Genomic DNA, 17,086 nt, shown 5'->3' with positions numbered 1-17,086 from the left:
ACCGATGTGGGACAGAATCTGACCTACATGGCCGCTACCGTCGCCGACGGACCACGACGAGGGAGCTCACCATGACCACCAGCCTGATCAGCCCGACCACCATTTCCGGCGTGCTGCCGGCGGCCCAGCCGTTCGACCTGCGCACGTCGATCCGGTTCCTGCAGGGCTTCGGCGCCTGCAAGGGCGACCAGATCATGACCGAGGACACGCTGACCAAGGCGATCGCGGTCGGCGGCCAGGCCGTAGTGTTCCGGGTCAGTCCGGCCGGTGCGGGTGTCGACTACGTCCTGCGCTCCGACCGGCCGATCACCGCCTCCGTGCGCGACGAGGTGCTCCGCAAGATCGACGGCTACCTGAGCCTTTCCGACGACCTCACCGAGTTCTACACCCAGGCGGCCGGTGACCACCCCGACTACGCGCGGCTGGTCAAGGCGCTGTGGGGGCTGCACCAGGTGCGGTTCCTTACCGTCGCGGAGATCGGTGTCTGGGCCGTGCTTTCCCAGCGCACGCCGAAGAACGTCTCCACCGCGTTGAAGCGCCGGATCACCCAGAAGTTCGGCCGCACGATCAGCCACGACGGCCTCGAGTACCAGGCATTCCCTGAACTCACCGACCTGCGCCAGCTTGAGGTGGCCGACTGGGTGGAGATCGTCAAGAACACGCGCAAGGCCGAATACCTGACGAGCCTCGTCGAAGGATTGCTGGACATCGGCGAGGACTACCTGAGCACGGCTTCGTACACGCAAGCGACGAAGGCACTTCGCGGTATCAGGGGCGTCGGCGAGTTCTCGGCCGCCGCGATCCTGTTGCGCGGCCTCGGCCGGATGGACTTCGTCCCCCTCGACATGCCCGCGTTCGCCGACGCCACGGCCAAGGTCTACGGACCCGGATATGACAACCAGCGCCTGCGGAGCCGCTACGGGGACAACCTCGGCTACTGGGCGTACTACCTGCACACCGGCCTCGGTGCCCTCCGCGCCGAGGCGCTCGGCCCGGTTGCCTGCACCGCCGGACGATGACCTTTTCCTGTCATCGCGATGAGGTGGACACAGTGGGTGACCGCCTCGACTATTGACGTAACCAAACCCGGGAGGAGCAGCTCGATGTCGAACTCCGTGCCGATTTCGGCTCTGGCTGCTCCTACTGTGTTGAGCTCACCGGAAGTCGAGTTCACCCGTGCCGAGTTAGCCGAGGCTGTCGCGGCTGACACGGTGACACCCCATCAGCTGATACTGGCTTGGGCCCAGTCCAACGACGGAACCACCCCACCGCGGGTGTATCCGTTCGCCCCCGAGACTGTGCTGGTGGCGGCCCTGCCAAGGGAAGACGTCGACGAACTGGCCCCGGGCGCGTTCGCGGTCGTCCAAGCCGGGGGCCGGGTGCACTGCGTACCGGTCTGCCGCGCCGAGGCCGTCCTGGCCGAAGTCCGTGCCATCCGGGCGACAGACCTCGTGGTCCGAGCCGGACTGCTGCGGCTGATCCGCCGCACCTGGGAGGCCGAACTGGCCGCCGGCCCGCTCTCCACGCTGGCCGTGTTCGAAGGCCTGCAGCACAGCGCCGCGCACTCGTCGCGAGCACGCCGTGCCTTGTTGCCGGACCTCCACGCCCGGCTCGGTTCGCAGCTGATCACTCTCTGGTGTGCCGGCGAACCGGCTGACCTCGAGACGGCCACGTTCTTCTCTCGCGCCGGTCTCCACATCCGGCGCTGCTTTGACTGAGGGGCTCTCCTCGTATCGACAAGTCCACGAAGGCCCGTCACCTCGTCGGTGACGGGCCTTCGTGGATTCCCAGGGGAAACCAACACAGGTCCTCCGGCCGGCTTGGGGGAAGCCGGCCGGAGGACCTGTGTCATTCAGGTGGTTCAGAGGGCGGGCTGCGCCGCTGGCTTGACCTTCTTGGGCAGGGCGAACATCAGGACGAAAGCGAGCATGAGGCCGCCGGCAACCCACCACAGGCCCTGGCCGAAGGCGGCGCTGTAGATCGACGCCCGCTGCGGGTCGTCCGGCGAAACCTTGCCGACCGTGCCGAAGAACGCGACGGAAACCAGGCCGAGGCCGAAGGCCCAGCCGAGCTGCTGCACGGTGCTGATCAGGCCGGACGCCGAACCGGAGTGCTCGGCGGGCACCTCGGACAGGATGGCGTCGGTGATCGGCGAGATGATCAGGCCCATACCGAAGCCCATCACCAGCAGCGCCGGGATCATCTCCCAGGTGGTGATCCCGGGGCCGTGCTCCGCGGCCAGCAGCATGTAGAGCAGCACCCCGGCGGTCATCACCAACGCACCGGCCTGCAGGACCTTGCGGCCGAACTTCGGTACCAGAAGCGCGACCGACATCCCGGCGGCGGCACCGACAGCGAGCGAGAACGGCACCGCGGTGAGCCCGGCCTGCAAGGTCTCCCAGCCGAGGCCGGTCTGCATGTAAAGCGTCCAGATCAGGAAGAAGATGCCGGTGGCCGCACCGAAGACCAGCTGGACCCCGATACCCGCGGCGAAGCTCTTGATCCGGAACAGCGAAAGTTCGACCAAGGGTGACCCGTGCTTGCGAGTCTTGTTCCGCTCGAAGGCGACGAACAGGCCGAACACGACCACACCCGCGATCATCGAGAGGAACGTCCACAGTGGCCAGCCGAGCTGCTCGCCTTGGGTCAGCGGGAAAAGAACCAGCAGCAGGCCCAAGGTGGCCAGCACGGTACCGACGACGTCGACGCGCAGGGCATTGGGGCTCTTGGACTCGGTGATGAACCGGCTGCCCAGCACCAGTCCCACGATGCCGATCGGCAGGTTGACCAGGAAGATCGGCCGCCATTCGAGACCGAAGATGTTCCACTGGGTCAGGAGCGCGCCCAGCAGCGGACCCGCGACAGCGCCGAGGCCGACCATCGCGCCGTACATGCCGAACACCTTGCCGCGTTCCTCCGCCGGGAACGTGACATGGATGATCGAGAGCACCTGCGGCACCATCATCGCGCCGGCCACGCCCTGCAGGACGCGGGAGGCCACTAGCATGTCCGGGCCCGCGGACAGACCGCAGAGCGCGGATGCGACCGTGAAGCCCGCGATGCCGAGCAGGAACAGGCGCTTGCGACCGAAGATGTCGCCGAGCCTCCCGCCGGTGATCAGGCCCAGCGCGAACGCCAGCGCGTAACCGCCGGTGATCCACTGAACGGCGCTGAAGGACGCTCCGGTGTCGCGCTGGATGCTGGGTACGGCGATGTTGACGATGGTGACGTCGACCAGATCCATGAAGGCGGCGGTCATCACCACCGCGAGTGCGAGCCAACGGCGGCTGTTCGCCGGGGCGGACGCTGTGGGAGCCACAGCGGTGGGGGCGATGGTCATCCGTCTCTACCTTTCGTGCATTTCGAGTGGGACAGCGTGGACGCTAGTTCCGATGTAGGTCAGTTCTCGTCCTACTTCCGGAACGGGTTTTCGGGGATCCGGCCGGCGCGGCCACCACATGGCCTCGCCGAGATCGAGAGTCAGCGCGGTGACCAGCACCGAGCGGACCAGGAAGGTGTCGATCAGCACGCCGACGGCGACGGTGAAGCCCAGTTCGGCGGCGAACACCATCGGCAGTGACGCCATCGCGGCGAACGTGCCGGCCAGCACCAGCCCGGCGGAGCTGATGACGCCGCCGGTCGCGGTCAATCCGGCCAGCGCCCCTTGCCGGGTGCCCAGCACCAGGGACTCCTCGCGGACCCGAGTGACCAGGAAGATGTTGTAGTCCACGCCGAGCGCCACCAAGAAAGTGAAAGCCTGCAGCGGGAAGGCCGCATCCATTCCCCCGAAGTGGAAGACGTGGTCGAACACCACGACACTGATGCCCATGGCTGCGCCGAAGGAGAGCACCACGGTGGCGACCAGCACGAGTGGGGCAACCAACGCCCGCAACAGCAACACCAGAATGCTGAACACCAGCAACAGGATCGCCGGAATCACCAGCAGCGAGTCACGGGCGGCCCCGTCCTGCATGTCCACCGTGACCGCCGAACCGGCGCCTACCGAAGCGTCGGCACCACCGGCCTGGTGCACTACGTCGCGCACCTGACGTGCGGTGGCCAACGCCTCGGGACTTCCGGCCGCGGCACGGGGCGTGGCCAGTATCAAGGTCCGGCCGTCCTTGGCGTCCAGCCGCACGACGGTGGCGATGGCAGGCAGCAGGGAAAGCGAGAGCCGCACCTGGTCCGAAGTGGACGAATCGACGACAGCACAGATCGGGTTACCCGCGCCCGCCGGGAAATGCAGTGACTGGAGCTGCCCGCCGATGACGGCATCGGTGACCTTCGTGAACTGCTGGTCCTGCGGGATGCCCTCGGCGTGCAGGCCCAGCATGCCCAGTGTGAGCGAGCCGAGCACCCCCGCCGTGCCGATCCAGATCAGCCGCGGTTTCCTGGCGACGAAACCGCCGATCCGCGTCCACAGGCCGTCACGGGTCGGCCGCGGTGCGCCGAAGGTTGGCTTGACCGGCCAGAAGATCCATCGCCCGCAGATGACCAGCAGCGCGGGCAGCAAGGTCATCATGGCCAGCAGGGCGACCACGATGCCGACCGCACACACCGGACCGAGACCGCTGGTGGAGTTCACCGTGGCGAGCATGAGCACGAGCAGGCTCACCGCGACAGTGGCCGCGCTGGCCACTATCGCAGGTCCCGATCGGCGCAACGCATTGCCCATCGCTTCGTGGCGGTCGGCGTGCACCCGGAGCTCCTCGCGGTACCGGGCGATCAACAGCAACGCGTAGTCGGTCGCGGCGCCGAACACCAGCACGCTCAGTATGAAACTGCTCTGCGAGTTCACGACCACACCGGCGTACTTGGCCAGCGTGGCGATGACCGCTTCCGAGGTGAACACCGCGGCCACCGCGGCGATCACCGGCAGCAGCCAGAGCACCGGGCTCCGGTAGGTGCACAGCAGGATCCCGACGACCACCAGCACCGCGATGATCATGAGCAGGTCGGCGTCTCCGAACGCTTTGCCGGAGTCCGACGCGAAGCCGCCAGGACCGGTCACATGACTGACCAGGCCGCCGGCATCCTGGGCCGCGATGTCGTTCAGGCTGTCGACCACCTTCGCGATGCCGGTCCAGCCGGACTCGCCGACCCGCACCGGCACCACGGTCGCCACCGCCTTGAGGTCATCGGCGACCAGCGGCAGTTGCACCTGCCCGGTGACGTCGCCGAGCCGCTGGAAAACGACGGCGTCCGCGTTGACCTTCGCCACGTCGGCGGCCGTCAACCCGCTCGGCCGGGCATACACGACGATGGTCGGCATCGTGCCGCCAGCCTGGAACTTGTCCGCCGCGGCGAAGAACTTCGCCGACTCCGACGAGTTGGGCAGCCACGCCGAAATGTCGTTCTTCTGCACCGAGCCGAGCATCCCGGCCAGCGAGAACGCCGGCACCAGAAGCATGACCCAAGCAGCGACAACGACCCACTTCGCCCGGCGTCCACCGGGCAGGGCCACAATTCTTCGTAACATCGGTCAGCCCTCCTCAGGTGTGATTGACCGTGACGTGCCAGGAGCCGTCTGCCTTGTTGGTGATGCGAAGATGCCACTCCACGGTGATCGGAATACCCGAAATGACGACGTAGAAGTCGGCGGCGACAGATACGGACCCCGTCCCGTTGCCGGTGTAGGACACCCAGTCCTTCAGAGCGTCGTAGGCCAATCCACCATAGTGGCAAACACCATCCGCGGCCGAAATCGTCGAATTGCCGTAGCGCAGGGCAAAGTCGACGCTCGCATGCCAAGCGTCGCAGCTGTACTCGGAGCACAGCTGCACGTTCCGAGAAGTCTTGTTCGACGTGAAGGTCGCTACATTGACGCAGCCGACCTTCGGCACTCCGTCGGGATATTTCTCATGCAGGAACTCACATTCCGCCGAAGAGCCGGTATAACGGACCGCCACGGCTCCTGTTACCGGGGCATCCGCGTCGACGATGAGTTTGCCTGTCAGTGGAGCTGGCTCGCCGACAATGGTGTTCCCCACGGCCTGAGCGGGCAATTCACCGGATTCGCTCAAGAGCACGGTAGCCGCGCCGAGTGCGACGATCGCCGTGGCCACCGCCAGGACGCCGGCTTTGCGAAATCGGGACACTGTCGTTGTTTCCTTCCACTGTTCCGGCGTGCTTGGATTGTTCCCGGTTTCCCGCCTCACCGGAAGGCTCGCGCGGTGACATCTCCTTGCCTGGCAGTTTCCTGCCAGCGCGAACGATCACACCGACCAGTGGTAGAACTCCTCGGCCATCGCGTCACGCGGTGATTTCCAGGTCCGCTCGTCGAACGGTTTGATGTGCGCCGCCAGCTTCTCGTTGACGTCGACGAACAACTCGTGCTCACGGATCTGCTCGACGCGCTGCGGGCCGTGTTCGTCGGTCTCGAACAGGTGGAAGTAGAGGCCCTGGTAGCGAAACAGCCGACGCCGGGTAACCCCGACCAGTCCTGGCAGCGCCGTCCGGTCCGACTCGTCGAAGATGCCGGCGACGCGTTCTGCCGCGTCCGGGGTCATCCTGGCTACGATCAGGGTAGTCGTCATGGTTGCGTCCAATCAGCTGGTGACGGGTTTCTTGGGCCGGGCGACCGCCCAGCGGGCACGGATCGGCTTCTCCACGAAGGTGTAGAGCAGCCAGGCGAGGCCGAGACTGACCAGCAGATCGACCGCGATGATGCCGAAAGCCGCGGGAATGGAGAACAGTTTTCCGTTACGTAGCAACGTTCCACCTCCGAACACCACAAGCCCGTGCACCAGGTAGAACGCGTACGACATGTCGCCGAGCTTCGCCCAGACCCGGCCACGCAGCAGCGAACGTCTGTGGTGCACGTCCGTGGCGGCGGCGGCGGCCACCAGCAGGGCTGCGGGCAAGATCTCGACGAAAGCCAGTTCGTAGGTGAACGGCAGCAGCAGGCCGAGTCCACCGGCGGCGACGTAGATGCCGACTGCGGGCAGCAGCCCCAGATTGATCCAGCGGTTCGTCTTGATGATCCGGCACATGATCATGCCCAGCAGGAAGTCCAGCATGCGAGCGGGCGGAGCGGTGTAGACCATCCAGAACTGGTTCATGCCGATCGGCGAGGCGAACGGGAACTGCGGTGTGTTCGGCACCAGGAAATGGGAGATACTGGTGATCGCCAGCACGGTCACGACGATGCCACCGACCCACCACCACAATCGGCTCGGCGCGATCTTGTTGACCTGCTTGAGGATCCACGGGAAAGCGACGTAGAACGGGATCTCGCAGGCCAAGGACCAGGTGGAGCCGTTCAGCGCCGCCCAGATGTTGTACCGCGGCACCCAGGACTGGACGAGGAAGATGTTCGGCAGGACCTGCCAGAGCGTGGCACCCATGCCCAGCAGGCAGATCAGCAGGGTGACGAGGTGGCCGGGGTAGATACGGACCAGCCTGCGACGCAGGAAACCCCGGTACGTGTCCGTGGGTTTCGCGAGCCAGGTGAGCAGGAAACCGCTGAGAACGAAGAAGAACGAGACACAGCCGAAAGCCGCGACCCGGAACACGGCCTCGAGACCGTTGCCGAATTCCTCGTCCGCGAACGGGTTGATACCGGGAAGGGGCAGCAGGGAATGGTCCATGAACACGGTCAGTGACGCGAACACCCGAAGACCGGGCAACGTCATGAGCCGCATTCGGGTGGGTTTCGGTGTCGGCGAAGCCGACACGGAACCGGTTTCGGGGATCGTGGAGGTCATGGCACAGGCTCGTTTCCTAGGTTGTCGCTCAAGCGACGGCGCGCGTCTGCTCCTCGGACAGGTTGAGCAGCCGGACGGCGTTGCCGGTCAGGATGTCGTGGGTGTCCTGTGTGGACAGGTTCAGCTCGGTCACCGCGGCGACGAGGTCGGCGACCTCGTGCGGCAGTGGCGGGGTGTCGGTGCCGAACAGGACGTGGTCCGCGCCGAACACGGAGATGTTGGCGCGCAACGCGTGCGAGCTGTTCGACGCCGTGTCCACCCAGATCTGCGAGAAGTAGCTGCTGGGGGTACGGGGTAATGCGGGCTTTCCGGTGCCCTTCCAGTGTCGTGGCGAATGCGCCAGGTCCAGGCGGTCGGCCAGCAGAGCCAGCGCGCCACCGCCGGTGGCGGCGATGAGGCGCAGGCCGGGGTCACGCTCCAGGCGTCCGCCCATGATCATCGTCGCCAGGCTCAGGTGCACGTCGGTGAACCGGCCGAGCTGCTCGACGAGCCCGAAGTTGGTCAGTGCGCCTGCACCGACCGGCTCGGCGGGCGGGTGCAGCATGATCGGGACAAGGGCTTCGCGGGCAAGCTCGAAAAATCGGTCCGCACCGGGATCGTCCAAGAACCGTCCGCGCACCGAAGTGTTGACGATGAACCCGACGAACTCCGGCCGGTGTACCAGCTCCGCGGCCGTGGCCAGCTCCGCGTCGGTACCGAACGGGTTCACGTAGGCGTACGCGAGCAAATGCCCGGCGTGCGCGCGAACCGTCTCCCCCATCCAGTCGTGGAAGGCGGCCAGCTTGTCCGCGGGCTGGGCGTAGTTGTCCAGCCCCGGGATACGGGTCATGGTGCCGAAACCGACCGGGCTGCCGACGACAGTCAGGCCTACGCCCGCCTCGAGCTTGCGTTCGATCATGCCGTCGATGTCACCGAGACTGGGCGGCATCGGATACTTGGCCAGCAACTCCGGTGCGGTGACGTGGCCGTGGACATCGATGATCACGACGGCACCGCCAGCCGCGCCGGCTGCACGACGGCCACCGCGTCGAGGTGGCCGAGACCGCGTTCGACGCCCTCCCGGAACAACTCGCCCGAGGCCGCGGTCACCGGGGCGTCGACCCCACCGGCCTTGGCCAGATCGGTCGCCAGCCGCAGGTCCTTGGCCATCAGGTCGAGCCGGAACGCCGCCGGTTCGAGCCGTCCGGCGTTGACGAGCATGCAGCGGAAAGCCACCACCGGCGAGCTGTACCCACTGCCGCCGAGGACCCCGAGGACGGTCGCCCTGTCCAGCCCGGCGGCCTCGCCGATGTCCACCGCTTCGGCGAGCCCGGCCAGCTGCACCCCGAGGAAGAGGTTCAGCGCGATCTTCATCTGAGCGCCGGATCCCCACTCCCCCAGCACATTCACGTCCTTGCTGAGAACTTCCAGCAAGGGACGCGCCGCTTCGACGTACGCCGGCGGGCCGCCGACGAGTGTCCGCAGCTGACCGGTCTCGGCGTGGTGCGGGTTGCCCAGCACACGTGCCTCGACGAACCGGAAGCCGTCCTGCTGCGCGCGGTCCCCGACTGCCCGCGCGGCTTCGGCCGAGGTGGTACTGGTATCGACCAGCAACGCTCCTTCACGGAGACCGGCCGCGGCTCCGTCCGGCCCGAACACGGCCTGCTCGACGGCGTCGGCATGAGCCAGGCTGACCAGCACCACGTCAGCGCCGCGGGCCGCCTCCGCCGGGGTCCCCGCCGCGAACGCACCCTTTTCCAGCAGTGGCAGCAGTTTCTCCGGGGTGCGGTTCCACACCCTCAGCTCGTAACCCTCGTCCAGCAGCCGACGCGCCATTCCGGCGCCCATCGCGCCGGTACCCAGTACAGCGATGATCGATGTCATGATGTCCCTTCCCTTCACGAACTGGCGGTCACGCCGCCGTCGACGTACAGCACTTGCCCGGTCACGAAACCGGCCTGTGGCGAGGCGAAGAACGTCACAGCTGCGGCGACCTCGTCCGGGGTCGCGAACCTGCCGGCGGGAATGCGGCGGATCATCATCGCGGTGAACCCCTCGTCCACGCCGGCGGTGAGCCCGGTCGGCACGAACCCTGGCGCGACGGCATTCACCGTCACCCCTTGCCCGGCCCACTCCGTGCTGAGCTGCTTCACGAGCAGGTTGACGCCTGCTTTCGCCGCTCCGTATGCGGAAAACCCGCGCCTGCCGCCATACTCGGCGCGGGTGGAGGACAGGAGCACGATCCGCCCCGCCCCGCCACCGACCATCCGGCGGCCGACCGCCTGTGCCAGCCAGAAAGCTCCGGACAGGTTGATGCCGATGACCTTGTCCCATTGCTCGGTACCGACCTCCAGCGCCGGGCCGTGTGCGTCGATCGCCGCCAGGTTGACCAGCACGTCGATTCGCCCAAGGTCCGCGCCGACGTCGTCGACCAGCTTGTCCACTGTGGACTTCTCGGCCAGGTCGACGACGTACGGGAACGCCCGGATTCCCTGTTCTCCCAGTTCCTTACAGGCGAGCTCGGCGCTGCTGCGGGATCGGCCTGCGATCGCGAGCACGGCACCCTCGGCACCCAGTTGGGCACAGACCGCTCGTCCGATCCCGCCGTACCCGCCGACGACGAGTGCGATCCGGTCAGTCATCGACTTCCCCGTCGTCGTGACTGCGGCTGAGCACGCAGCGCATACTGGCGGAAGCGAAGAACGCCGCTGTCTTCTCCGGGCTCGACAGATCGCGCTCGACTTCCAAGTACGCGTCCAGTTCGCGCTCGAGGTCACGGACCTCACGCTGCTGCCCCATGTGCTTGGCGACATCGATGAACTCGCCGTCGAACTCGATCACGCGGACTACCGTGTTCTGCCGCATGAAGACCGAGGTCCGTTTCAGGAGGCCGACGACGTTCCCGCCGCCGTCGCGCACGGTGTGGTCAGGCCGACCACTGCGCTCGAACAGACGGATCACCTCTTCTTCGGTCCCAGGCTTGACATTCCAGGTCAGAGCCCACTGCTGAGACATCGTTGACTTCCTCCTCGTAATCGTCCGGCCAGTAGCGTGGGTGCGGGAGCCCGAGCAAGGCCGCGCCATAGGTGGCGAGGCCGGTCAGGACCCGGGCCAGGCCTGTCATGCGGGGCGACCCACCAGAATCGAGTTCGGCGGGTTGATTTCAACGATCTCGTCAAGCACGAAGCCGGCTCGGGTGAACAGCTCCCGCCATTCGACCTCGGTACGCTCCACGCCGCCGACGTTGACCATCATCTCCACGTCCATGAACTTCGCGAAGCCCCAGCCGTTCAGTTGGGGGACAACGGCCTCGATGACCAGCACCCGTGCGTCAGGCCGGTCGCCGATGGCCTCGCGGACCCGGCCCAGGATGTCCGTGCACTGGTCGTCGTTCCAGTCGTGCAGGACGCTCTTGAGGATGTAGGTGTCACCGCCGCCGGGCACCGTCTCGAAGAAGCTGCCCGCGACCAGCTCGACGCGGTCGCCGAACTCCGCGGTGACCGCACCGTCCAAAACGGATGCCTGATCGAACAGGATCGCGCTGACCGCCGGATTGGCACTGAGGATCTCCGAGATCAAGAAGCCCTGCCCACCACCGATGTCGACGACCTTGCCCGCCTCGGCGAAGTTGTGACGTTCGGTGATGTCGCTAATCGAGTCGCCGGACAGCGCGAGCATTGCGCCGTCGAAGATCTCCTGGCTCTCCGGGTGCTCCCCCATGTACGCGAACATGTCCGGCACCGCGTTGATCTGGTTGAACACCGGCACGCCGGTACGAACCGTCTCCAGGATCTGGCCGTACGGACGCCAGGTGAAGTCCTCGCCGAAGAAGATGACCGCCTGGCGCAGGGATCCGGGAATTCCGTCCCTCAGGTATTCCGACAACGGAGTCTGGCCATAGCGGCCTTCGGTGTCCTCAGCGAACACGCCGACACTGGCGACTGCGCGCAGGATCCGGTGCAGTGAACGGGAATGCGTACCGGTCGCGGTGGCGAGCTCGGCCGGCGTCTGCGGTCCGTCCGCCAGCAGATCGGCGATACCGAGCTTGGCGGCGACGTACAGCGACTGCGCCACCCACTTGCTGGTGGCCATCAGCAGGATCTGCGCGGACTCGGGCAGCATCGCGGTGTCCGGCGGGTCGGCGACGAGGCCGTCGATCTCGTTGATCGCGGTCATGGTCAGTTCTCCTTCGAGTCGGCAGTGGCCACTTCGTGGATGTTCCGCTCGACCGCACCCGCCCAGTAGGGCCGCAGCGGAGTCGTGGTCTGCTTGTGGATCGGGGCGTCTTCCCAGGCCAGGAAAGCGGCCGTGGTCTCCCACTCGGACAGCAGGATGTAGCGGTCGTCGTTGTCAGCAGGCCGCAGCAGCTCGTCGCGGATGTGGCCGGGGGTGCCGGCCACCTTGGCCGTCACCTCCGCGTAGGCGGTCTCGAACTTGCCCTCGTCACCCTCGCGGATGCGGGCGAGCACCATTACTCGTGCGGTCACAGCTGTACTCCGATCTCGGCTAGTTCCATGCGCGCGCTGCGGCGCAGCGCGGCCAGCGGGGCGGTGACACGGTCTTGGTCCTCGCTGGTTTCGAAACGGTGGAAGGACTCCCGGTCCGTCCATTCGCTGGTGATCACGAACTCGGTCGTCTCGGTGTCCAGGTTGTTCGCGGTGATCGCCTGGCCGAGACAACCGGGAACACCCGCGGCGTAGTCGGCGGCCGACTGGAACCGGGTGATGAACTCGTCGGCGTCCTCCCGGCCGACCTGCATGGTCAGCGTCATCCGGAGCGGCATTTCAGATGCCCCCGTCCACGTACAGCAGTGCGCCGTTAACGAACCCGGCCAGGTCACCGGCCAGGAACAGCACCGCGTCGGCGATGTCGTCCGGCTTCCCGAGCCGCCCGAGCGCGGCCAGGCCGGCGTAGCGGACGCGCTGCTCGGGAGTGAGGCCTGCCACCTGGTCCGTCTCCACGATCCCGGGCGCGACGCTGTTCACCCGGATGTGGCGCGGCCCGAGCTCCTTGCACAGGGAGCGGGTCAGGCCGTGCACCCCGGCCTTGGCTGCGGTGTAGTGCGCCCGGTCGGGCATCCCGACCCAGGCCACCGCCGAGGTGATATTGATGATGGAGGCGTTGTCCCGTAGCCGGGGCAGCACCGAGCGGACGACGAGGAACATGCTGGTGAGGTTGGTGTCCAGCACCCGATGCCACTCGTCCAGTTCCAGGTCCAGCACGGACGCGCTGCTGATCACCCCCGCGTTGTTCACCACGACGTCCAGTGCGCCGGCCTGCTCCGCCAGCGCGGCGACCTCGGTCGGGTCGGACACGTCGGCGAACGCGACGGTGTGCTTGTCCGACAACGCCTTGAGCTCGTCCGCCAGTTTTTCGGCGGCGGCGCTCGGGCCGGCGCCGACCGCGGTCACGGTGGCTCCGTGGCGGGCGAGGGTCAGCGCGGTGGCCCGTCCGATTCCCCTGGTACCGCCGGTGACGAGGGCGGTTTTACCGGTCAGATCCAATCCAGTCACGACTTGTCTCACATTCCGCCGTCGACCATGAGGGTCTGGCCGTTGACGTAGGAGGAACGGGGGTCTGCGAGGAAGGCGACGACCTCGGCCAGCTCGGGCGGCTGCCCGATCCGGCCCAGTGCGCACTGCCCCTCATAGCGGGCCCGCAGCTCGGGGTTGAGTCCGGCCGCGGACATCTCGGTTTCGATGATTCCGGGGGCAACGGCGTTGACCCGGACACCCCGTCGGCCGACCTCACGGCTCAACGCCTTGGTGAAGCCGATGAGGGCGGCCTTGCTCGCGGCGTAGTGCGTCTTGCCTGGGGCGCCGGTGATCCCGAGGCCCGAGGTGACGGTGACGACGCTGCTGCCGGGACGCAGATGCGGCAACGCGGCCCTGGTCACCAGGTAGGGCCCGGTGACGTTGGTGGCGAACGTGGACTCCCACTGCGCGAGGTCCAGGTTGTCCAGCATGGCGAAGGTGGCCACCCCGGCGTTGTTGATGAGGATGTCGATGCCGCCGAACTCCTCGGCACACCGGGCCACGGCCTGGCCGACCTGTTCCTCGGAGGAGACGTCACACCTGAGCGTCAATCCCTTGGGGGAGGCCGAGTCCAGTTCCTTGGCGAGCAGCCTCGCCGCGTCGCCTTCAGTGCGGTACAGCCCGCACACCCGGACCCCGTCGGCGAGCAGCCGATCGACCACCGCCCTGCCGATACCGCGGCTCGCGCCGGTCACCAGAGCTGTGCGGGTCATGCTGTCCTCCCCACAGGGAGCTCGCTGTCCCATTCGGTCTCACGCGACACGATCGGGATCAACCTCCTGCGGTCCAGCGACTCCTGCTCCTCGGGCTTGATCCAGTCGCCGAAGCCACTGCCCGTCGGCGCGGTGCGCATGATGCGAATGAATCCGCTGCGCACCCGCCCCGGCACCTTGCCCCATTTGACCAGCGCCATGTGCTCGGGCGAGCGGGCGAAGTCCTGCAGCGCGTCGAAGCTCTCGAAGAACGCGATCGCACCGGTGGTCAACGGGAACTTGAACAGTCCCTTGTGGAACACGAACCCGGGGGTCCGCTTGAGCCGGCGCATCATCTTCCACACCAGCGGCCCGCCGGTGAGGAACCCCTTGAGCGTCAATCTGGTCTTGCTGATGAACAACACCTGCGCCCTTGCCTCGTCCGGCATCAGTTCGAAGTCCTGGGTCAGGCTCACCGGGAGCCGGCTCATGACAGCGCCTCCGCCCGCAACGCACCGAGGCCGGTGTGCAGGTAGTACGCCCAGTAGCCCAGATGCGTGCCGTACCGGTCGCGCAGTTTCTGGTTGTCGAAGCCTTGGCCGTAAATCTTGGCCGTCGCCTCGGCGAAGTTCGGCATCTTCAGCGGAACGAAGTCCATCCGGCCCAGCCCGCGCAACAGGATCGCGGCCGCCGAGAACTCTCCGATCCCCTTGATCCGGCGCAAAGCCTTGGTGGCTTCGTCGTACGGCGCCTCGGCGAGGTAGTCCTCGTGCAGGTCCAGCAGCCCCTCCACCACACACGCCAGGTACTCCGCCTTGCGGCCGTTCTTGACGATGCCGATCCAGTCGGCCGCGGTCAGATGCTGCAGGTCGGTCAGCTCGGGGAACGCCTGGTACTCGACGCCGTCCACCACGAGCGTGCGGCCGAAAGTCTGGGTAATGCGGCGTTTCAACGCCGTCGAGACGTTCTTCGGCGTGCGCTGCGAGAGCACCGCCCACACCCCGATCTCCGCCACCGTGAGGAAGCGGACCTGATGCAGGCCCCACAGGTTCTTCACCAGGCGGGCGAAATCCGGGTGATCGCCCGCTGACAGGGCGTAGAAGTCGCCGAGATCGTCGGACAAGCTCAGATAGCCGTCGATCTTGTCGCAGACCTGGTCGTGGGTCGCCCGTGAGATCGGTTCGGCGGAGTGCAGCACGTAGTCCACCCCGCCTGCGCTGGGCGAAACCTCGAACACCACGGCCTGGCCGTCGACCGCGATAGCCTTCGTGAGAATGTCCTCGGTCATCACCTGGTCACCCTTGCAAGCGCCGAAGCCCTGCAGGAACCGGATGGACGTGCGCAGGTCGAACGGCTGAGCCGCCGGCAGCACGCCCACGACCTTCGTCGGCGCCATGGTCGCGGTCATGCCTCCTCCTTCACAGTGATCGAGTCGAGCGCCGCACGGATGCCCGGCAGGGCGTCGGCGGTGCGGATGACGGTGAGCACGCTCAGATACGTGTCGGTGACGAGGGTCAGCGGCGCCTTGTCCCGTGCACCGAACCCGTGGTCCCGGCCGAGAACCCCTTGCCAGTCCAAGGCGAGACCGATCGCCTCGTCCTCGCCGCCAGTGGCCAATCCCTCGGCGGCACGAAGCTTTTCGGCTCGTTCCACCTGCTTGCGGCGGCCGCCGGCGATGTCCCGCTCGGCGATCTTGTGCAGACTGCGCGGTACCCCTTGCAGATGCGCCACCTGCACGATCGGCACCTCGGCGGTGATCGGGTCGGTCCGCAGCGCGTCCACCAGGTCGTGTCCCGCCTTCTGGGTGACCCGGTTGCCCAGCACGACGATGAGCGGTTTCCCGGCCTTCGCGGACAGGTCCACCTCGATACCACCGACGCCGGGCAAGACGTAGTCGCGCAGGTTCTTGGCCGCCGCGACGCCTTCGATGGTGTTCTTGATCAGATCCAGCTGGATCGCGCTGTTGCTGTTGATCCGGTCACGCATACCGGCGTCGTCGACCGGCGCGCCGCGCTTCATCTGGAATTCCTGGACCCAGCGCATGACGGTGCCTCCGTCGTCGGCGGGCTCGTAGGTCCAGCGGATGTTCATGTACTCGAAGGGACCGGTCTCCACCCGGCGCGCGAGCACGGTGCGCGACGAACGGTCGAGCTCGCGCTCCGACACCCAGCTCCACACCCTGCCCTGCTCGTCGGGGTGCATGGTCAGCCGGAAGCGGAGGTAACCCGGCCGCGTCTCGAGGACCTCGGCGCCGGCGTACTCACTGAACAACCGCGGCCAGCCGGGGACATCGTTGGTGATGTCCCAGACGAGCTCGAACGGGGCCTTGACGTGAACGGAATTCTCGGTGCGGGCAGCCATGTCCTAGACAGTCCTTTCGACGGAGGCCGCGGCCAGCGCGGCTCTTATCGCCGCGAACGCGGCGGGTTCGGTGATGCGGGCGACCAGACGCTGGTCGTGGTCGAGGACCAGTACGACCGTGGTGCGGTCGGTGGCGGAGAAACCGAAGCTCCCGGTGACCTCACCGGTCCAGTCCAGCGCGATGGTCAGCAAGGTCGACTCGTCGACGTCGGGTGCGCCCACCGCGGCACGGCGGGCGGCGAGATCCGCCAGCTGGCCGCGGTAGCCTGCCGTGATGTGCCGGACCGCCATCGCCTGTAGCGGTTTGGGCACGTCGCGCAAGCAGGCCACCTGCACGACAGGCACCGACATGGTGGCCGGATGGGAACGCAGCGACTCGATGATCTGATGACCGGACTTCTGGGTGTACCTGTTGCCGAGGATCACGATCAGCGGGGCACCACGGCGGGCGTCGAAGTCCACAGTGGTCCCATCGACCCCGGGAACGACGTGACCGGCCAGCGCCGACGTGGTGGGCACCTCAGCCGTCCCCGCGCCGCAAGGCGTTCATGAAGCGCACCGTGGCCGCGGGCGTCCTGAGGTCCTCGGCGTCGGCGTCGCTGATGGTGACCCCGAACTTCCGGCTCAGGGTGACCATCAATTCCAGATGGCCCAGCGAATCCATGCCCCACTTCTCATACAGGGCGTCCAGGCTTTCACCGAGTTCCCTGGCGGTGATGGGAAAACCGCCGTCGGTCATCAGTTCGGCCAACAGCCCGAGGTGCTCGCCGACAGTCAGGTCCGGTTGGTTGACGGTGATACTCATGATGCGTCT

General features: G+C 66.9%; 21 protein-coding genes. 2 read left to right on the top strand and 19 right to left on the bottom strand.

Going from position 1 to position 17,086, the window contains the following annotated elements; all coding sequences use genetic code 11:
- The first annotated feature begins 71 nt into the window (after window positions 1–71).
- Window positions 72–1,019 carry a DNA-3-methyladenine glycosylase family protein gene (locus QMK34_RS03110; protein ID WP_326411196.1) on the top strand — a complete coding sequence of 316 codons (948 nt, stop codon included), beginning with the start codon at window positions 72–74 and terminating at the stop codon, window positions 1,017–1,019.
- 129 nt (window positions 1,020–1,148) lie between these two features.
- Entirely contained in the window at window positions 1,149–1,718 is a 570-nt protein-coding gene (locus QMK34_RS03105) for a hypothetical protein (RefSeq protein ID WP_326411193.1), read from the top strand.
- 143 nt (window positions 1,719–1,861) lie between these two features.
- Here the strand turns inward: QMK34_RS03105 and QMK34_RS03100 are convergent, their stop codons facing one another.
- The 19 genes from QMK34_RS03100 to QMK34_RS03010 all read right to left on the bottom strand — a co-directional run bounded on the left by QMK34_RS03100 (window position 1,862) and on the right by QMK34_RS03010 (window position 17,077).
- Window positions 1,862–3,340: an MFS transporter gene (locus QMK34_RS03100; RefSeq protein WP_326411190.1), complete on the bottom strand. Its 1,479-nt coding sequence runs from the start codon at window positions 3,338–3,340 to the stop codon at window positions 1,862–1,864.
- 6 nt (window positions 3,341–3,346) lie between these two features.
- Window positions 3,347–5,410: an MMPL family transporter gene (locus QMK34_RS03095; RefSeq protein WP_326411187.1), complete on the bottom strand. Its 2,064-nt coding sequence runs from the start codon at window positions 5,408–5,410 to the stop codon at window positions 3,347–3,349.
- An 82-nt stretch (window positions 5,411–5,492) separates the two neighbouring features.
- Window positions 5,493–6,065, bottom strand: coding sequence for a hypothetical protein (locus QMK34_RS03090; RefSeq protein WP_326411184.1), 573 nt, complete (start codon window positions 6,063–6,065; stop codon window positions 5,493–5,495).
- 150 nt (window positions 6,066–6,215) lie between these two features.
- Window positions 6,216–6,536, bottom strand: coding sequence for a TcmI family type II polyketide cyclase (locus QMK34_RS03085; protein WP_326411181.1), 321 nt, complete (start codon window positions 6,534–6,536; stop codon window positions 6,216–6,218).
- Between the two features lie 12 nt (window positions 6,537–6,548).
- Window positions 6,549–7,706 (bottom strand): acyltransferase family protein, encoded by a 1,158-nt coding sequence (locus tag QMK34_RS03080; protein WP_326411179.1) that lies wholly within the window; start codon window positions 7,704–7,706, stop codon window positions 6,549–6,551.
- A gap of 28 nt (window positions 7,707–7,734) precedes the next feature.
- On the bottom strand, window positions 7,735–8,691 hold the full coding sequence (locus QMK34_RS03075; RefSeq protein WP_326411177.1) for an amidohydrolase family protein: 957 nt from the start codon (window positions 8,689–8,691) through the stop codon (window positions 7,735–7,737).
- Window positions 8,688–9,587, bottom strand: a complete 900-nt coding sequence (locus QMK34_RS03070; RefSeq protein ID WP_326411175.1) for an NAD(P)-dependent oxidoreductase — start codon at window positions 9,585–9,587, stop codon at window positions 8,688–8,690. Before QMK34_RS03070 ends, QMK34_RS03075 begins: the two co-directional genes overlap by 4 nt.
- The gene (locus QMK34_RS03065) at window positions 9,584–10,327 is read right to left on the bottom strand and encodes an SDR family NAD(P)-dependent oxidoreductase (RefSeq protein ID WP_326411173.1); all 744 of its coding nucleotides are present in this window, start codon (window positions 10,325–10,327) and stop codon (window positions 9,584–9,586) included. The genes QMK34_RS03070 and QMK34_RS03065 overlap by 4 nt, the downstream gene beginning before the upstream one ends.
- Entirely contained in the window at window positions 10,320–10,700 is a 381-nt protein-coding gene (locus QMK34_RS03060) for a SchA/CurD-like domain-containing protein (RefSeq protein WP_326411171.1), read from the bottom strand. The genes QMK34_RS03065 and QMK34_RS03060 overlap by 8 nt, the downstream gene beginning before the upstream one ends.
- 105 nt (window positions 10,701–10,805) lie before the next feature.
- A complete protein-coding gene (locus tag QMK34_RS03055) occupies window positions 10,806–11,861 on the bottom strand; it encodes a methyltransferase (RefSeq protein WP_326411169.1) in 1,056 nt (351 codons plus the stop codon).
- Between the two features lie 2 nt (window positions 11,862–11,863).
- The gene (locus tag QMK34_RS03050) at window positions 11,864–12,172 is read right to left on the bottom strand and encodes an antibiotic biosynthesis monooxygenase family protein (protein ID WP_326411166.1); all 309 of its coding nucleotides are present in this window, start codon (window positions 12,170–12,172) and stop codon (window positions 11,864–11,866) included.
- Window positions 12,169–12,468 carry an antibiotic biosynthesis monooxygenase family protein gene (locus QMK34_RS03045; RefSeq protein ID WP_326411164.1) on the bottom strand — a complete coding sequence of 100 codons (300 nt, stop codon included), beginning with the start codon at window positions 12,466–12,468 and terminating at the stop codon, window positions 12,169–12,171. Before QMK34_RS03045 ends, QMK34_RS03050 begins: the two co-directional genes overlap by 4 nt.
- Before the next feature lies 1 nt (window position 12,469).
- Window positions 12,470–13,198 (bottom strand): SDR family NAD(P)-dependent oxidoreductase, encoded by a 729-nt coding sequence (locus tag QMK34_RS03040; protein ID WP_326411161.1) that lies wholly within the window; start codon window positions 13,196–13,198, stop codon window positions 12,470–12,472.
- A gap of 8 nt (window positions 13,199–13,206) precedes the next feature.
- Complete coding sequence (locus QMK34_RS03035; RefSeq protein WP_326411158.1) at window positions 13,207–13,932, bottom strand: SDR family NAD(P)-dependent oxidoreductase; 726 nt, start codon at window positions 13,930–13,932, stop codon at window positions 13,207–13,209.
- Window positions 13,929–14,402 (bottom strand): hypothetical protein, encoded by a 474-nt coding sequence (locus QMK34_RS03030; RefSeq protein WP_326411156.1) that lies wholly within the window; start codon window positions 14,400–14,402, stop codon window positions 13,929–13,931. Before QMK34_RS03030 ends, QMK34_RS03035 begins: the two co-directional genes overlap by 4 nt.
- Window positions 14,399–15,319, bottom strand: coding sequence for a DNA-3-methyladenine glycosylase family protein (locus tag QMK34_RS03025; protein ID WP_326411154.1), 921 nt, complete (start codon window positions 15,317–15,319; stop codon window positions 14,399–14,401). Before QMK34_RS03025 ends, QMK34_RS03030 begins: the two co-directional genes overlap by 4 nt.
- Complete coding sequence (locus tag QMK34_RS03020) at window positions 15,316–16,272, bottom strand: SRPBCC family protein (protein ID WP_326411152.1); 957 nt, start codon at window positions 16,270–16,272, stop codon at window positions 15,316–15,318. Before QMK34_RS03020 ends, QMK34_RS03025 begins: the two co-directional genes overlap by 4 nt.
- 3 nt (window positions 16,273–16,275) lie before the next feature.
- Window positions 16,276–16,791 carry a hypothetical protein gene (locus QMK34_RS03015; RefSeq protein ID WP_326411150.1) on the bottom strand — a complete coding sequence of 172 codons (516 nt, stop codon included), beginning with the start codon at window positions 16,789–16,791 and terminating at the stop codon, window positions 16,276–16,278.
- Window position 16,792: 1 nt separating this feature from the next.
- Window positions 16,793–17,077: an acyl carrier protein gene (locus tag QMK34_RS03010; RefSeq protein ID WP_326411148.1), complete on the bottom strand. Its 285-nt coding sequence runs from the start codon at window positions 17,075–17,077 to the stop codon at window positions 16,793–16,795.
- Between the last annotated feature and the right edge of the window lie 9 nt (window positions 17,078–17,086).

The organism is Amycolatopsis sp. H20-H5 (assembly GCF_035828755.1).
In the GTDB taxonomy this organism is placed as follows: Bacteria; Actinomycetota; Actinomycetes; order Mycobacteriales; family Pseudonocardiaceae; genus Amycolatopsis.
The sequence above is the reverse complement of the archived record's forward strand: the minus strand, read 5'-3'. Positions and strand labels throughout refer to the sequence as shown.

Coding starts and splice junctions, on each gene's coding strand:
- QMK34_RS03110 (WP_326411196.1), top strand. CDS start 72: ATGACCACCAGCCTGATCAGCCCGACCACCATTTCCGGCGTGCTGCCG.
- QMK34_RS03100 (WP_326411190.1), bottom strand. CDS start 3,340: ATGACCATCGCCCCCACCGCTGTGGCTCCCACAGCGTCCGCCCCGGCG.
- QMK34_RS03095 (WP_326411187.1), bottom strand. CDS start 5,410: ATGCTTCTGGTGCCGGCGTTCTCGCTGGCCGGGATGCTCGGCTCGGTG.
- QMK34_RS03085 (WP_326411181.1), bottom strand. CDS start 6,536: ATGACGACTACCCTGATCGTAGCCAGGATGACCCCGGACGCGGCAGAA.
- QMK34_RS03080 (WP_326411179.1), bottom strand. CDS start 7,706: ATGACCTCCACGATCCCCGAAACCGGTTCCGTGTCGGCTTCGCCGACA.
- QMK34_RS03065 (WP_326411173.1), bottom strand. CDS start 10,327: ATGACTGACCGGATCGCACTCGTCGTCGGCGGGTACGGCGGGATCGGA.
- QMK34_RS03060 (WP_326411171.1), bottom strand. CDS start 10,700: ATGTCTCAGCAGTGGGCTCTGACCTGGAATGTCAAGCCTGGGACCGAA.
- QMK34_RS03055 (WP_326411169.1), bottom strand. CDS start 11,861: ATGACCGCGATCAACGAGATCGACGGCCTCGTCGCCGACCCGCCGGAC.
- QMK34_RS03045 (WP_326411164.1), bottom strand. CDS start 12,468: ATGCCGCTCCGGATGACGCTGACCATGCAGGTCGGCCGGGAGGACGCC.
- QMK34_RS03035 (WP_326411158.1), bottom strand. CDS start 13,932: ATGACCCGCACAGCTCTGGTGACCGGCGCGAGCCGCGGTATCGGCAGG.
- QMK34_RS03030 (WP_326411156.1), bottom strand. CDS start 14,402: ATGAGCCGGCTCCCGGTGAGCCTGACCCAGGACTTCGAACTGATGCCG.
- QMK34_RS03025 (WP_326411154.1), bottom strand. CDS start 15,319: ATGACCGCGACCATGGCGCCGACGAAGGTCGTGGGCGTGCTGCCGGCG.
- QMK34_RS03020 (WP_326411152.1), bottom strand. CDS start 16,272: ATGGCTGCCCGCACCGAGAATTCCGTTCACGTCAAGGCCCCGTTCGAG.
- QMK34_RS03010 (WP_326411148.1), bottom strand. CDS start 17,077: ATGAGTATCACCGTCAACCAACCGGACCTGACTGTCGGCGAGCACCTC.